At 72.9% G+C, this 13,540-nt stretch carries 13 protein-coding genes; 8 read left to right on the top strand and 5 right to left on the bottom strand.

Annotated elements, in window-relative coordinates; genetic code table 11:
* Positions 1–72 precede the first annotated feature (72 nt).
* The 3 genes from ACGFWE_RS22135 to ACGFWE_RS22125 form a co-directional block, all read right to left on the bottom strand.
* Positions 73–861 carry a DUF427 domain-containing protein gene (locus ACGFWE_RS22135; RefSeq protein ID WP_352386663.1) on the bottom strand — a complete coding sequence of 263 codons (789 nt, stop codon included), beginning with the start codon at positions 859–861 and terminating at the stop codon, positions 73–75.
* Between the two features lie 14 nt (positions 862–875).
* Complete coding sequence (locus ACGFWE_RS22130; RefSeq protein WP_352386665.1) at positions 876–2,084, bottom strand: cysteine desulfurase-like protein; 1,209 nt, start codon at positions 2,082–2,084, stop codon at positions 876–878.
* 442 nt (positions 2,085–2,526) lie between these two features.
* Positions 2,527–2,895 (bottom strand): MerR family transcriptional regulator, encoded by a 369-nt coding sequence (locus ACGFWE_RS22125; protein ID WP_393601119.1) that lies wholly within the window; start codon positions 2,893–2,895, stop codon positions 2,527–2,529.
* A 100-nt stretch (positions 2,896–2,995) separates the two neighbouring features.
* On the opposite strand from ACGFWE_RS22125, the gene ACGFWE_RS22120 reads away from it, so the two are divergent.
* The 3 genes from ACGFWE_RS22120 (at position 2,996) to ACGFWE_RS22110 (ending at position 6,173) form a co-directional block, all read left to right on the top strand.
* Positions 2,996–4,069 (top strand): alkene reductase, encoded by a 1,074-nt coding sequence (locus tag ACGFWE_RS22120; protein WP_393601117.1) that lies wholly within the window; start codon positions 2,996–2,998, stop codon positions 4,067–4,069.
* Between the two features lie 74 nt (positions 4,070–4,143).
* Complete coding sequence (locus tag ACGFWE_RS22115) at positions 4,144–5,403, top strand: glycosyltransferase family 4 protein (RefSeq protein WP_352386671.1); 1,260 nt, start codon at positions 4,144–4,146, stop codon at positions 5,401–5,403.
* Positions 5,400–6,173, top strand: a complete 774-nt coding sequence (locus ACGFWE_RS22110) for a hypothetical protein (protein ID WP_393601115.1) — start codon at positions 5,400–5,402, stop codon at positions 6,171–6,173. Before ACGFWE_RS22115 ends, ACGFWE_RS22110 begins: the two co-directional genes overlap by 4 nt.
* A 12-nt stretch (positions 6,174–6,185) precedes the next feature.
* On the opposite strand, the gene ACGFWE_RS22105 is transcribed toward ACGFWE_RS22110, so the two are convergent.
* A complete protein-coding gene (locus tag ACGFWE_RS22105; RefSeq protein WP_393601113.1) occupies positions 6,186–7,343 on the bottom strand; it encodes a cytochrome P450 in 1,158 nt (385 codons plus the stop codon).
* A gap of 121 nt (positions 7,344–7,464) precedes the next feature.
* On the opposite strand from ACGFWE_RS22105, the gene ACGFWE_RS22100 reads away from it, so the two are divergent.
* The 4 genes from ACGFWE_RS22100 to ACGFWE_RS22085 all read left to right on the top strand — a co-directional run bounded on the left by ACGFWE_RS22100 (position 7,465) and on the right by ACGFWE_RS22085 (position 12,464).
* Positions 7,465–8,841 (top strand): hypothetical protein, encoded by a 1,377-nt coding sequence (locus ACGFWE_RS22100; RefSeq protein ID WP_393601111.1) that lies wholly within the window; start codon positions 7,465–7,467, stop codon positions 8,839–8,841.
* 67 nt (positions 8,842–8,908) lie between these two features.
* Positions 8,909–10,171, top strand: coding sequence for an AAA family ATPase (locus tag ACGFWE_RS22095; RefSeq protein WP_393601950.1), 1,263 nt, complete (start codon positions 8,909–8,911; stop codon positions 10,169–10,171).
* On the top strand, positions 10,168–11,436 hold the full coding sequence (locus ACGFWE_RS22090) for a VWA-like domain-containing protein (protein WP_393601109.1): 1,269 nt from the start codon (positions 10,168–10,170) through the stop codon (positions 11,434–11,436). The genes ACGFWE_RS22095 and ACGFWE_RS22090 overlap by 4 nt, the downstream gene beginning before the upstream one ends.
* Positions 11,437–11,564: 128 nt before the next feature.
* Positions 11,565–12,464 (top strand): amidohydrolase, encoded by a 900-nt coding sequence (locus tag ACGFWE_RS22085; protein WP_352386681.1) that lies wholly within the window; start codon positions 11,565–11,567, stop codon positions 12,462–12,464.
* Here the strand turns inward: ACGFWE_RS22085 and ACGFWE_RS22080 are convergent.
* Positions 12,448–12,882: a GNAT family N-acetyltransferase gene (locus ACGFWE_RS22080; RefSeq protein WP_393601107.1), complete on the bottom strand. Its 435-nt coding sequence runs from the start codon at positions 12,880–12,882 to the stop codon at positions 12,448–12,450. The genes ACGFWE_RS22085 and ACGFWE_RS22080 overlap by 17 nt on opposite strands.
* A 26-nt stretch (positions 12,883–12,908) precedes the next feature.
* On the opposite strand from ACGFWE_RS22080, the gene ACGFWE_RS22075 reads away from it, so the two are divergent.
* Positions 12,909–13,436 carry a CGNR zinc finger domain-containing protein gene (locus ACGFWE_RS22075; RefSeq protein WP_393601105.1) on the top strand — a complete coding sequence of 176 codons (528 nt, stop codon included), beginning with the start codon at positions 12,909–12,911 and terminating at the stop codon, positions 13,434–13,436.
* Positions 13,437–13,540 lie beyond the last annotated feature (104 nt).

Raw genomic sequence — 13,540 nt, 5'->3', positions numbered from 1 at the left:
GAGAGTCAGGTCACGTGTCGCGGACGGTTTGGGGATGATTCGCGCAGGTACGACGGTGGCCGCACGGGACGATCACTTCACGGTACCGGTGAAGGGGGTCACCGGCCGCTCCAGGCGCTCCCCGTCCACGGTGAGGTCGACGGCTTCGTTGAAGAACGCGAGCAGCCCCTTGACGGCGGCCACGGCGGGGAGCGGGTCCGGGTAGCTCCAGATGATGTTCGCGTGGTCGCCCAGCGACCAGTACTCGGCGGTGCCCTTGTAGGGGCAGTCGGTGTGGTGGTCGGTGGCTTCGAAGAGGTCGAGGCGGACGTCCTCCCGCGGGATGTAGTAGCGCGTGGGCAGGCCTGTCTCGAAGAGCAGGACGGGACGGTGGGTGTCGGCGACGACCGTCCCGTCGATCTCGACCCGGACATGGCGGCTGCTGGGCATGGCGTCGACCCGTTTGTGCGGGTCACGGGGGTGGACGAAGATCTCTTCCTCCTCCTCGTACCAGTGGTCGAGGCCGGTGCCCCAGCGCCGGAACCACGCGAAGGCGATGTGGCCGGCGAGGTCGGCGGCCGGGAAGGTCCAGGCGGCGTTCTCGACGAGTTCGCCGTCCACCTCGAGGTCGTAGAAGACCTGCGATCCGGTGTGGGTGCCGGTCGCCGGGTTCTCGGCGGGCCGGAGCAGGTCCTCACGGACGTCGGCCCGCGGGAAGGCGTAGACCGGTACGGGTACGTCGGGCTCCCATACGAGGACGGGGTGCCGGCTGTCGACGACGGTGACGTCTGCCTTGCGGCCGCGCACCCAGCGCTCGCTGGGCTCCCACAGCAGGCCTTCCGGGGTGGTCCGTACGTCTCGTGCGGTGGGGAACGTGGTCATGGGCGGCTCTCCCTTCACCTCTTCAGGAAGTCTGCCAGTCCTGTCAGGAGCCGGTCGACGTCCTGTACGTCGTTGTAGGGGGCGAGGCCGACGCGCAGGCCGCCGGTGTCGCCGAGGCCGAGGTGGCGGGAGGCCTCGACGGCGTAGAAGGAGCCGGCCGGGGCCTGGACGCCGCGCTCGGCGAGGAAGGCGTACGCGTCGGCCGTGCTGTGCTGCTCGAAGGTCAGCAGGACGGTCGGGGTGCGGTCGGCGGCCCTGGAGTGGACGGTCACGCCGTCGAGCGCGGCCAGCCCCTTGTCGATCCGGTCGCGCAGGACGTGTTCGTGGGCTTCGAGGGCGGCGAACCCGGCGGCCAGCCGCTCCCTCCGGCCGCCGGTGGCGTCCGGGTCCAGCCGCTCGGCGAGGAAGTCGACCGCCGCGGTGGTGCCGGCGAGGAACTCGTAGGGCAGTGTGCCCAGTTCGAAGCGCTCCGGGACGGTGTCGGTGGAGGGCAGGAGCTTGTCCGGGCGCAGGGTCTCCAGCAACTCCGGTCGGGCGGCGAGGACTCCGTGGTGCGGGCCGAGGAACTTGTACGGCGAGCAGACGAAGAAGTCCGCGCCGAGCTGCTCCAGGTCCACGAGGGAGTGGGCGGTGTGGTGGACGCCGTCGGCGTGGACGAGTGCGCCGACCTCGTGGGCCGCCTCGGCGATCGCGGGGACGTCGGGGCGGGTGCCGATCAGGTTGGAGGCGGCGGTGACGGCGACGAGACGGGTGCGCCCGGACAGCACGGCCCGGATCGCGTCGACCGTCAACTCCCCCGCCTTCGGGTCGAATTCGGCCCACCGCACGGTGGCACCGGCCTGTTCGGCGGCCTGGACCCAGGGGCGGATGTTGGCGTCGTGGTCGAGGCGGGTGACGACCACCTCGTCGCCGGGTGACCAGGCTTTGGCGAGGGTGCGCGAAAAATCGTAGGTGAGCTGGGTGGCGCTGCGGCCGAAGACGATCCCCGCCGGGTCGGCCCCGAGCAGATCGGCCATGGCCCGCCGGGCCTCGGTGACGATCCGCTCGGCGTTGCGCTCCCCCAGCGTGATCCGTCCCCGGTTCGACAGGGGCTGCGCCAGGGCGTCGGCGATGGCCCGGATGACCGGTTCGGGGGTCTGGGTACCGCCGGGACCGTCGAAGTGGGCGATACCGGCGGCCAGAGCCGGGAAGTGGGAGCGGAGGGCGTCGATGTCATACGTCACGTAAAGCTCCTCGGTCCGACCGACTGCGGTGCCCCCAGCGTGTCACGCCACGCGAAGGCCCTCGCGGCGGGCGGCGCGGTTCGTGGCCGCCAGCGGGGGTGGGGCGTCCCGGTGCGGATCAGGTGGACCTGGCGGTCCCGGAAGCCGAGCCCGTCAGCTCGTCCGCAGGCTCTCGCGGCGAACTCGATTCATGGCCGCCCCGGGGACGGATCAGGTCCCCGATGTGCCCGCAGAACCGGTCCCACTCCCCAGGCCGCCATCAGGCCCGGCGCGACGTCGGACACCCCTCGCCGCACCGCACGCGACGCCCCCTGGACCCGGCCGGTCCCGGGAACTCAGGACGTCACGGCGGCCCGCAAACTCCCCCGCCGGACCCGATTCATGGCCACCCACCCGCCGAGGGCGTCCCGGATGGACCGGTCGTTCCCGGAAACGCAGCCCGTCACCCCGTCCGCAAACTCTCCCGGTGGGCCCGGTTCACGGCCATCAGGCCGTCCAGGGCGTTCCGGGTGTGGATCAGGTCCTCGATGTGTTCGGAGAGTCGGTCGCGCTCCTCGGCCATCCTCTCCAGCGCGGCGTCGGAGGTCTCCGCGCTGGGGGACTCGACGCACGGGAGGAGTTCGGTGATCGTGCGGCTGGACAGGCCGGCCGCGTACATCCGCTGGAGGAAGACCACGCGCTCGACCGCGGCCTCCGTGTAGTGCCGCTGCCCGCTCGCGCTGCGCGCGCTGGTGAGCAGGCCCTGCTCCTCGTAGTAGCGCAGGGCCCGGACGCTGACCCCGGCCCGTGCCGACAGTTCCCCGATGCGCACGTGTTCCTCCCGAACGGACTTGACCCTCACGTCGACGTCAGGTTTTAGCGTAACCGCGTGCCCGGGACACGGGTACGACGGATCACGAAGGAGACGTGACGTGACGACGCTTTTCACCGGTTTCCGGCTCGGCGGACTGCGGCTGCCCAACCGGGTGGTCATGGCCCCGATGACCCGGGTGCGGGCCGCCGAGGGCGGTCTGGCGACGCCGTCGATGGCGCGCTACTACGCCCAGCGGGCCACGGCCGGCCTGATCGTCACCGAGGGGGTGCAGCCGAGCCTGGTCGGTCAGTCCAATCCGGGCACGCCGGGGCTGTACACCGACGAGCAGGTGGCCTCCTGGCGCCCGGTGACCGAGGCCGTGCACACCAACGGCGGCCGGATCTTCGCCCAGATCATGCACGGCGGCCGGGTCTCGCACCCGGACACCAACGGCCTGCGACCCGTCGGGCCCTCCGAAGTCCCGGCCACCGGCGAGGTGTTCACCCCCACGGGACCCCAGCCCGCACCGGTCCCGCGGGCACTCGCCACCGACGAAGTGCCCGAGCACGCCGAGTCGTACGCCGAGGCCGCCCGCCGCGCCGTGGACGCCGGGTTCGAAGGGGTGGAACTGCACGGTGCCAACGGCTACTTGATCTCCCAGTTCCTCTCCTCCAACGGCAACCTGCGCACGGACCGTTACGGCGGCTCGGTGGCCGGCCGGATCCGGTTCGCCGTCGAGGCGGCCGCCGCGACCGTGGACGCCGTGGGCGCGGAGCGGACCGGTATCCGTCTCTCGCCGGGCGGCACCTTCTGGGGAGTGGAGGAGACCGAGGTCGAGGAGCTGTACACCGCGCTGCTGACCGAGCTGTCCCGTCTCGAACTGGCCTACGTCCATCTGGAGGCCACCGCCCCGGAGGAGACGCTCCTCGCCCTGCGCCGGGCGTGGCCGGGTGCCCTCGTCATGAACCCCGTGCTGCCGCTGGGCGCCAAGCAGACCGGCCGTGCCGAGGCCGACCACTGGCTCGGCCTCGGCGCCGATCTCATCAGCTTCGGCCGCGCCTTCATCGCCAACCCGGACCTGGTCGAGCGACTGCGCACCGACCTGCCGATCGCCCCCGACGACGAGGCCACCTACTTCCAGGGCGGCGACAACGGCTACCTCACTTATCCCGCATACCAGTACACGGCATGACGTCCGGGCGGCGAGGACACCACGAATGGGTAACGGGGGTCAACCGGAGGCAGTGCCGGGTGGTCTAGCCCGGCATGAAGATCTCTTTCCTGCTCCACAACGCCTATGCGATCGGAGGCACCATCACCACCACGTTCAACCTGGCCCAGGCACTGGCCGAACGACACGAGGTGGAGATCGTCTCCGTACTGCGGCACCGGGAGTTGCCCAACTTCGTGCTGGATCCCCGGGTTTCGCTGCGGCCGCTGGTCGATCTGAGGCAGGAGAAGGAGCACCCGGCGCATCTGAGACCGGCGCGGGTGTTCCCGCGCTCGGAGTACCGGTACGGGCAGTACAGCGAACTGACCGACCAGCGCATATCCGAGGCCCTCGCCACCATCGACGCGGACGCGGTGATCGGCACCCGTCCAGGACTCAACGTGCATCTCGCCGGCCAGGCGCCGCCCCATGTCGCCCGCATCGGTCAGGAGCACCTCACCCTGGACAACCACTCGCCCCGGCTGCGCACCGCGCTGCGCCGGGCCTACCGCGGGCTCGACGTCATCACCACGGTCACCGAGGCGGACGCGACCGCCTACCGGCGCCGGATGCGGCTGCCCGGCGTACGGGTCGAGGCACTTCCCAACAGTGTGCCGGATCCCGTGCTTCCGGCCGCGGACGGCTCCGCCAAGGTGGTCGTCGCGGCCGGACGGCTGGTCGCGTTGAAGCGGTACGACCTTCTCGTGGAGGCGTTCGCCGCGGTCGCCGCCGAGCATCCGGACTGGCAGCTGCGCATCTACGGCAAGGGCGACGAGCACGACCGGCTGCGGCGGCTCATCACCGACCTCGGCCTGTGGAACAACGTCTTCCTGATGGGTGCCGCGGCTCCGATGGAGGCGGAGTGGGTCAAGGGCTCGATCGGGGCGGCGACCTCCGATTTCGAGCCCTTCGGCATGACGATCGTCGAAGCGATGCGCTGCGGTCTGCCCGTGGTGAGCACCGACTGTCCGCACGGGCCCGCCGAGATCATCGCGGACGGGGTCGACGGCCGGCTGGTGCCGGTCGGTGACCGGGACGCGCTGGCCGGCGCCCTCCTTGAGCTGGTCGGGGACGACGAACGGCGCCGCCGTATGGGCAGGGCGGCTCTGGAGAACGCCCAGCGGTTCGCCCCCGGCCCCGTCGTCGAGCAGGCGGAGCGGCTCATCGAGGAGGCGGTCGCGGCACGGAGGGCGGGCCGGCCAGTGGTGCGGCAGCGCCAGGGCGCGGCTCTGACCGCCCGGGGCTCGGCCGCCAGGGACACCGCGCTGATCGCGGCGAGCGGCGCGCTGCGCCTCGTACGGAAGGGACGTTCATGACCACGCCACGCGCCGGATGCACGGTCGACGCGGAGGGCCGGATCGCCTTCGAGCTGACGGCGGCCCAGGGCCACGGGTTGTTGCTGCGGCTGCGCCCGAAGAAGGGGCAGCCCGAGGAGACCCTGCACGTCCTCGACCTGGGCCCGGTCGGCGAGGGGCGCGCCCAGGCCGTACTGGGCCCGGATCCCGTGCTCGCGGAGGGGCGGTGGGACGTGTATCTGCTGGACGGGTCCGAGCGCACGCGTCTGCGTCCGGGCCCGCGCGACCTGCGGACCCTGGTCGACGGGCACGTCCGGGAGCGGCGCGGGCCGTTGGCCGTGCGGGTCCCCTATGTCACCGAGGACGGCTACCTCGCGGTGCGCACCTGGCTGCGGCCCGCGCACGCGGAGGTCGGCCGCGTCGACGTCACCGGCGGGACGCTGAGGATCACGGCCCGGCTGCACGGCGCCTCGCTGCCGGACGGAGCCGAGGTGCTGCTGCGGCCGCGGCAAGGTGAGGCGACCGTGCGCTCGCTTGAGCCACTGGTCGCGGAGGACGGCCGGAGCTTCTCGTTCACGGTCGCCGACGAGACTCTGGACCTCGGCATCTGGGACCTGTTCGCACGACCCGCTCCCGGCGCCGCGATGATCCGGCTCGCCCGTCTCCTGGACGACGTGGCGGACCGCAAGCGGGTCTTCGTCTACCCCGGCGCCACGGCCGGGAAGACCGTCGTGCGGCCCTACTACACGGTCGACAACGACCTGTCCCTGGAGGTGAAACAGGCCGGCTGAGCGCCGCTCAGCTCAGCCCCACCGCACGTGCAGCGTGGGCGGCTTGCGGAAGACCAGGCCGTGCGGGGCGGTCGGGTGGTCCGGATCGAGCCGGAGGCCCGGGAGGCGGTCGAGCAGCTGCCGCAGGGCGATGCGGGTCTCCAAGCGGGCCAGGTGGGCGGCAAGGCAGTAGTGGGGGCCGTGCGCGAAGGCCAGTTGGAGGCGGGAGTTCGCGCGGCGCACGTCGAAGCGGTCGGGGTCGGAGAAGACGGCGGGATCCCGGTTGGCGCCCGTCAGGGAGACGGTGACGAGGTCGCCCTGGTGGATCGTGGCCGGGCCGAGGGTGAGGTCACGGGTGGCGTACCGGTCCACGACAGCCGCGCCTGGTTCGAGGCGCAGCGACTCCTCGATCGCCCCGTCCAGCAGCGCGAAGTCGGCTTGGACGAGGGCGAGTTGGTCGGGGTGGCGAAGGAGGTGCAGCAGGGCGTTGGTGATCATCGCCTCGGTGGTCTCTATGCCGCCGAACATCAGCACCGCGGCGTTGGAGGCCACTTCCGGCAGCGCCAGCCGGCCGGCGGCGGAGGTCAGCAGCGAGGAGCCGGCCCCTTCCGCGACCGTGGCCTCGACCGCCTGCCGCAGCTGTGCGTACGCCTGGGGGCCCGCAGGTCCTGCCGCGCGGCCCTCGGTGAGGTCCGAGACCGACCGCACGATGGCGTCGTACCAGGAGAGCACCGTGTCCGTGCCGGCGCCCGCCAGCCCGAGTGCCTCGGTGACGACGGCGACGGCGAGCGGGCCGGCGAAGGCGCGGCGCAGTTCGGCGGCGCCCGCCGGTTCCAGTGCGGTGACGAGACGGTCGGTCTCCCGCTCGATGAACCCGGCGAACCCGTCCCGCACTTCACGCGGGCGGAAGGGCGCGGTGAACGGCTCGCGGTGGCGGGTGTGTTCGTCGCCGTCCAGGGAGAGCATGCTCGGGCCCACGACCTGCGCGGTCGAGAAGCGGGGGTCGTCCACGGTGAAGGACTCGGCGTCGCGCATCACGTCGAGCGCGAGATCGCGGCGGGTCACCAGCCAGCCGTTCAGCTCGGGCAGCCAGGACACGGGTTCGTGGGCCCGCAGCCGGGCCAGCCTCGGATGCGGGTCACCGGCGAGTTCGGCCAGTGTGGTGGCGGCGCCGAGCGGGAATGCGATCACGCCCCAGGCTAACCCCGTGGAAAACCCGTGGCGGATGCGCGGAGGGCGGCCTACGCTGCTCCACGATGACGACTCACACTCCTGAACGATGGGGGGTCCCGTCCGCGCAAGGTGAGTGCTGATGCTCACTTCGACCGCGAACGAGGACATCCGTACGTCCTTCTGGCCGCGCGTGCGCGAGTTCGCCGTGCCGGCCTCCATGATCGAGACCGCGACCGCCCGTCGCCTCGCCGGGGACTGGGCGGGGGCGTGTGCCGCCGCGGGTTTCGACGTCGATCTCAACCTCCGTGCGGTGGCACGCGATCACGGCCGGGAGCTGGCGTCCCGGGTCCGGTCCGATCTCCGCGCCCTCGCTCCCGACCTGCTGCGCTGGCACCTGCCGAGGATCGCCCCGGACGGGCTGCTGCGGCCCGGGCTGACCCTGACACTGGCACGGTACGCGGCCGTCGAGGGCCCCGTGCATCTCGTGGCCCGGACCGCACCCACCTGGGCCGATGCCGGGCAGCGGATCAGCCTCGCGCTGTGGTCCCGGTCCACGGGCGACGCCGTACGGCATCCGCATCCGCACCCGCGTCCGAACCGACGGTTCCGGCTGGATCTGCACCGGCATCTGTGGGATGCGGGCAGGGTCGGGGAGCTGCCGGGGCGGTCGGGGGCCGGCGAGCCACCACTTCCGTCGGCGTCCGAGCAACCTCCCTTCACTGAGCCCGAGTTGGAGATACCACCCGATTGTGCCGTCGACCGTTGGGCGGCCGAGGCGCGGATACTGCTCGCGGCCGAAGGGCGCTTGGGCGGTTGTGTGTCGGTGCGGTTCGGCGGACGGCACCGGCTGGTGCTGGAGCTCGCCGCGGACGACGACGTGCCACGGCCCGTGCCGACCCCCTCGGCCGCTGCCGTCTCCGCGCTTCCCGTCCTGCCCGACGCGGCGACCTGGGTGCTGCCCGACCTCCAGCTGCTGCGCGCGTGCGCGATCGGGGCGGACCGGCTGCACCCGCTGGTCGCCGCCGCGCTGGCTCCGGACAGCGCTGCCACCGGACCGCCCCGCACCCCCGACCGACCCGGGCGACCGCGTTTCGTGGAGTGCCGGGGAGCCCGCCACCGGATCGGCCTGGTCGACGGGGTACTGGCCCCGCTCGACCACGATCCGGACGAGATCCGGCGCGAGGCACTGCTGGTCGCGCTGACCGGCACCCCGCTCCCCTGTCTCCAGGCGATCGGCGAGGCACACCGCCGTCCGCACTGCCTGGACGGCGTCCGCGAACGTCTCGTGCACGGCGACACCGCCGGCGCGCTGGCCGTCGTGGAAGGACTGCTCGGGCCCGAGGCGCTGCTGCGCACCGGCCCCCTCCGGGACGAACTGGAGGCGGCCGCGCAACGGCGTGTCACCTACGGCCTGTTCAGGGCGGGCCTGACGGGCCCCGGGCCCACCCGGTTCCGCCCGCGTCCGAGCGAGCGTGACTCCCGCAACCGGCGTGCCCGTCCTCGTCACGCGAACTGAATTCTCCACCGGGAAACCGGTCTCCTCCTCCCTGCCACTCCCAGCCCTCAGGTGATGCCTCATGCCCATGACCGCCGCTGCTCCCGCTCCCGCTCCCGCTCCCGCTCCCGCTCCTGCTCCTGCTCCTGCTCCTGCCTCCCAACTCGACGTCGCCGCCGATCTGTTGACCCTCCTGCGCGACTCCACCACGGAACCGCGCCCCGACTCCCAGCTGGAGGCACTCACCCTGGCCGTGGCCGCCGATCTGCCGGTCCTGCTGTGGGGTGAACCGGGCATCGGCAAGACCGCGGCCCTGACCCAGCTCGCCGCGGCCCTGGACCTGCCGCTGACCACAGTGATCGCCAGCGTGCACGAGCCGTCCGACTTCTCGGGGCTGCCCGTGGTCGGGGACGATCCCGCCACCCAGGGCGTGCCGATGGCCCCGCCGGACTGGGCGGTACGACTGGTGCGGGCCGGACGGGGGCTGCTGTTCCTGGACGAGCTGTCCACCGCGCCGCCCGCCGTCCAGGCCGCGCTGCTCCGGCTCGTCCTGGAGCGGCGGATCGGCGCCCTCCAACTGCCGCCCGGTGTACGGATCGTGGCCGCCGCCAACCCCAAGTCCTCGGCGGCGGACGGCTGGGAGCTGAGCCCGCCGCTGGCCAACCGGTTCGTCCATCTCCAGTGGACCCACGACCACGAGGTCGTCGTCCGCGGGCTCGGTGGGACCTGGCCGCGGGCCACGCTGCCGAGGCTCGATCCGTTGAAGCTGCCTCAGGCCGTGGACTTCGCCCGGCGCGCGGTGTGCGGGCTGCTCGCCGCGCGACCCACGCTCGTGCACCGGCTTCCCACCAACGAGACCCGTCGGGGCGGTCCCTGGCCCTCGCCCCGGAGCTGGGACATGACGCTGTCCCTGGTCGCCTTCGCGACCGCGGCCGGCTCCGCGCGGGACGTGCTGTCCCTGCTGGTCCGGGGCACGGTGGGCGACGGTCCCGGACTGGAGCTGCTGGCGAGCCTGGACCGGCTGGACCTCCCGGACCCGGAGGACGTCCTCGCCGATCCCGCGGGGGCTGCCCTCCCCGAGCGGGGAGACCTGCGGCAGGCCGTGCTCGACGGTGTCGTGGCGGCCGTACGCGCCCGTCCGGACCGGGCCCGCTGGGACGCGGCGTGGGCGGTGCTGGTGCGGGCGCTGGAGACCGGGGCCCCGGATCTGGTGGTCGTGCCCGCGACCACGCTCGCATCGCTGCGGCAGCAGGACTGGGACGTACCGGCGGCGATCGACAGGCTCGCCGGGACGGTGGCGCTGTCACAGCGGGCGGACCGGGCCGCGGTCGCCGCCAAGGCCCGCCGATGAGCGCGAACACCCCCGAAGAGGGGGGACACCTGGACCGCGACAAGCTCTTCGCCGCCCGTCTGCACGCCGCCCGGGCCCGCCCGTACCTGGCCACCGCGCTGTTCGCGCTGCACACCGTCGAGTCGAAGCGGGTGCCGACGATGGCCGTCGACCGGCACTGGCGGTGCTATGTCTCCCCGGCGTTCGTGGACCGGATGCCCGTGGAGGAGCTGGCGGGCGTGTGGGTGCACGAGGTGTCCCACCTGCTGCGCGACCACCACGGGCGCGGTGACCGGGTCGCCCGGGAACGTGGGCTGACCGGGGTCGGGGACCGGCTGCGGATGAACATCGCCGCGGACTGCGAGATCAACGACGACGTGTACGGCGACGGGCTGGTCCAGCCCGAAGGTGTCGTGCGGCCGGGGCGGTTGAGGTTGCCCGAGGGGCGGCTGATGGAGGAGTACCTGAGCGGGATCAGCCTCGGACCGCTCACCCTCGACCTGTCCTGGCTGGACTGCGGCAGTGGAGCCGACGGCCTGGAGCGCGAGTGGGACCTGGGGCCCGAGGGGGCGGACGGGCTGAGCGAGCAGGAGCGGGACGCGGTCCGCTTCCGGGTGGCGCAGGGCATCAAGGCGCGTCCCGGGAGTACCCCGCAGGGCTGGCAACGGTGGGCGGAGGAGGCGTTCCATCCGCCGCAGCCGTGGCGGGACCTGCTGGGCGCGGCGCTGCGTGCGGCGGTCGCCGGCTCCGGCGCGGGCGACGACTACAGCTACGGGCGTCCGTCGCGGCGCTCGGCGGGGGTGCCCGGCGCGGTGCTGCCGAGTCTGCGGCGTCGGCCGCCCCGGGTCTGCGTGATCATCGACACCTCCGGCTCGGTCAGCGACAGCGAACTGGGCAGCGCCCTGCTGGAGGTCACCGCGATCTCCCGTGCCGTGGGCGGCCGCCGGGATCTGGTCAATGTGCTCTCGTGCGACGCGGCGGCCGGGGTCGTACGTCCGCTGTGCCGGGCCGAGGGCATCCCGCTGGTCGGCGGCGGGGGCACGGACCTGCGCACGGGCTTCGAGAAGGCGCTGCGCTCGCGCCCCCGGCCGGACGTCGTCGTGGCCCTGACCGACGGCCAGACGCCGTGGCCGAGCGCGCGGCCGTCATGCCGTACCGTCATCGGTCTGTTCCCCCGGCCGGGAAGGAGCCGGGTGCGACGGGAGAACAATCCGGAGTACGTGCCGGACTCACCGCCCGCCTGGGCCCGGGTGGTGGAGATCGGCTCGGCGTCCGGAAACCGGTGAGGCACGACGCTCCGAGCGGGGCGGTCGACCTCACGGTGCCCGCGGGGTGGACGTGGAGGTGGTCGGCCACGAGATCATGGGGGCAGGCGGAGTCCGGAGCACATCGCGGCCCGGGTGGGAGGAGCGCCATGACCAATGTCGACGTGCACCAGCATCTGTGGAGTCCGTCGCTGGTGACGGCCTTGAGGGCGCGTCGCGAGCCGCCGTACCTCGACGGCTGGACGCTGTATCTGGACGGTGAGCCGCCCTACGACCTTCCGCCCGCCGACCACGACGTGGCCCTGCGCGCGGAACTCGCCGCCAGTGACGGCCTCGGCCTCGCGCTCGTCTCCCTGTCGGCGCCGATCGGTGTGGAGTGGCTGCCCGCGGCGGAGGCACGGCCGCTGCTGGACGCCTATCACGAGGGCGCGGCCGCGCTGCCGCAGCCGTTCGGGGCGTGGGCCGCCGCCTGTGTGCGGGACATCGATGCCAGGGCGACGGCCGATCACCTCGACCAGGGATTCGTCGGCCTCCAGCTGCCCGCCAACGCCCTGGTGGACGCGGCCGGTTACGCCCGGTGCGCCCCGCTGCTCGATCTGCTCGAGGAGCGCGACCTCCCGCTGTTCGTCCACCCCGGGCCCGCGGCCGGTGGCGCGGAGGGGCCCGGCTGGTGGCCCGCGATGGTGCCCTACGTCCAGCAGATGCACGCCGCCTGGTTCGCCTTCCGCGCCTACGGCCGCCCCCGCCACCCGCGGCTGCGGGTCTGCTTCGCCCTGCTGGCCGGGCTGGCGCCGCTGCACGGGGAGCGGTTCGCCGCGCGCGGGGGTGACGGGACACAGCCGGACCCGTCGGTCTTCGTCGAGACGTCCTCGTACGGGCCGCGTGCGGTCGAGTCCGTCGTGCGTGCCCTGGGCGTTCAGGCCGTGGTCCAGGGCTCGGACCGGCCGTACGCGGAGCCGCCGCAGCACCCCGGCCACGGGCTCGGCGGAGCGGCGGCCTACGCCTTCCGTATCGCCAACCCGCGGCGACTGCTCACCGGGAAGGAATGACGGCGCGGTGAAGGGGCGCGCTCCGGACGGGAGCGCGCAGTTCCACCCGGGAGACGTCACGGTCCCGGAACCAGGCGAGCAGGCCGCCGATGACCGTAAGGCTGTGGTCGTGGCGCCGGTGGCCCGGATCGGTGACGACTCCGGTGACGTGCCCGGTCCGGCCGCCGGGCAGGTCCGGTCGGGGCGGGCGTCGGTCGATGGCGCCGATGCCGCAGGCGGCGAGCCCCTCCTCCTCTGCGTCCACCACCAGGACGCGCACGTCGTCCGCGGCGAGCTGTTCCCACAGCGCCACGGCCAGTGCGTCCAGCTCGTCGCCGTCGAGGTCCCCGGATCGCAGGGCCTGCAGACGGACGAGTTCCACGAGGTCCCACTCCACCGCCTGCCGTACCGCCCATGAGCGTGCGCTGCCTTGTCCCATGCCGATCACCTTGATGTAATGCCCTTGTGCGTCTCAACCCTTACGGCCAGGACCCCGTGAAGCTGGCCGCGGATCTGGCCAACCGGCGTCCGGCCGACGTCACGGAGCTCGCTGACCGCTGCCGCGCCGCCGGGGTGGCGCTGGACGGCCCGGTCACCGCACGGGATCTGGCCCGGACGGGTGAGGTGCTGGACGCGTGGGAGAAGGTCGTCGACGCGATGGACGAGAAGGAGCGCGCCGGGCTGCTCAACCGCATGCTGGCGACGGCCGCCGCCTATCCGAGGATGACCGACCACATGGGCACCGGCTGGCATCTGCACTACCGCGACGAGGGCCAGTCGCTCGGCGACGTGCTGTATTCCCTGATCTCCGTGGGCACCGCCCTGCATCTGGCGGGACGCGGCATGCACCGGTTGCGGCGCTGCGAGGTGACGGAGTGCGTCACGATCTTCGCCGACACCAGCCGCACCGGCCGGCAGCGGTACTGCTCCCACCGCTGCGCCAACCGCGACGCGGTCCGCCGCCACCGGGCCCGCACCGCGTCCTCGGACTAGCCGGGCGAGGTCCGGACCCGGGGCGGGTCAATTAATGGCAACGGTTTTCACATACCGGCCGCTCGACCTACTTACGACAATCATTTTCATCTAGCGTGAGGAGG

Origin of the sequence: Streptomyces sp. NPDC048523, assembly GCF_043199815.1 — a bacterium.
Classification (GTDB): domain Bacteria; phylum Actinomycetota; class Actinomycetes; order Streptomycetales; family Streptomycetaceae; genus Streptomyces.
The sequence above is the reverse complement of the archived record's forward strand: the minus strand, read 5'-3'. Positions and strand labels throughout refer to the sequence as shown.

What these genes read in the sequence shown, in the direction of transcription:
- ACGFWE_RS22135 (WP_352386663.1), bottom strand. Translation starts at nt 861, where the DNA reads ATGACCACGTTCCCCACCGCACGAGACGTACGGACCACCCCGGAAGGC.
- ACGFWE_RS22115 (WP_352386671.1), top strand. Translation starts at nt 4,144, where the DNA reads ATGAAGATCTCTTTCCTGCTCCACAACGCCTATGCGATCGGAGGCACC.
- ACGFWE_RS22110 (WP_393601115.1), top strand. Translation starts at nt 5,400, where the DNA reads ATGACCACGCCACGCGCCGGATGCACGGTCGACGCGGAGGGCCGGATC.
- ACGFWE_RS22100 (WP_393601111.1), top strand. Translation starts at nt 7,465, where the DNA reads ATGCTCACTTCGACCGCGAACGAGGACATCCGTACGTCCTTCTGGCCG.
- ACGFWE_RS22095 (WP_393601950.1), top strand. Translation starts at nt 8,909, where the DNA reads ATGACCGCCGCTGCTCCCGCTCCCGCTCCCGCTCCCGCTCCCGCTCCT.
- ACGFWE_RS22090 (WP_393601109.1), top strand. Translation starts at nt 10,168, where the DNA reads ATGAGCGCGAACACCCCCGAAGAGGGGGGACACCTGGACCGCGACAAG.
- ACGFWE_RS22085 (WP_352386681.1), top strand. Translation starts at nt 11,565, where the DNA reads ATGACCAATGTCGACGTGCACCAGCATCTGTGGAGTCCGTCGCTGGTG.
- ACGFWE_RS22080 (WP_393601107.1), bottom strand. Translation starts at nt 12,882, where the DNA reads ATGGGACAAGGCAGCGCACGCTCATGGGCGGTACGGCAGGCGGTGGAG.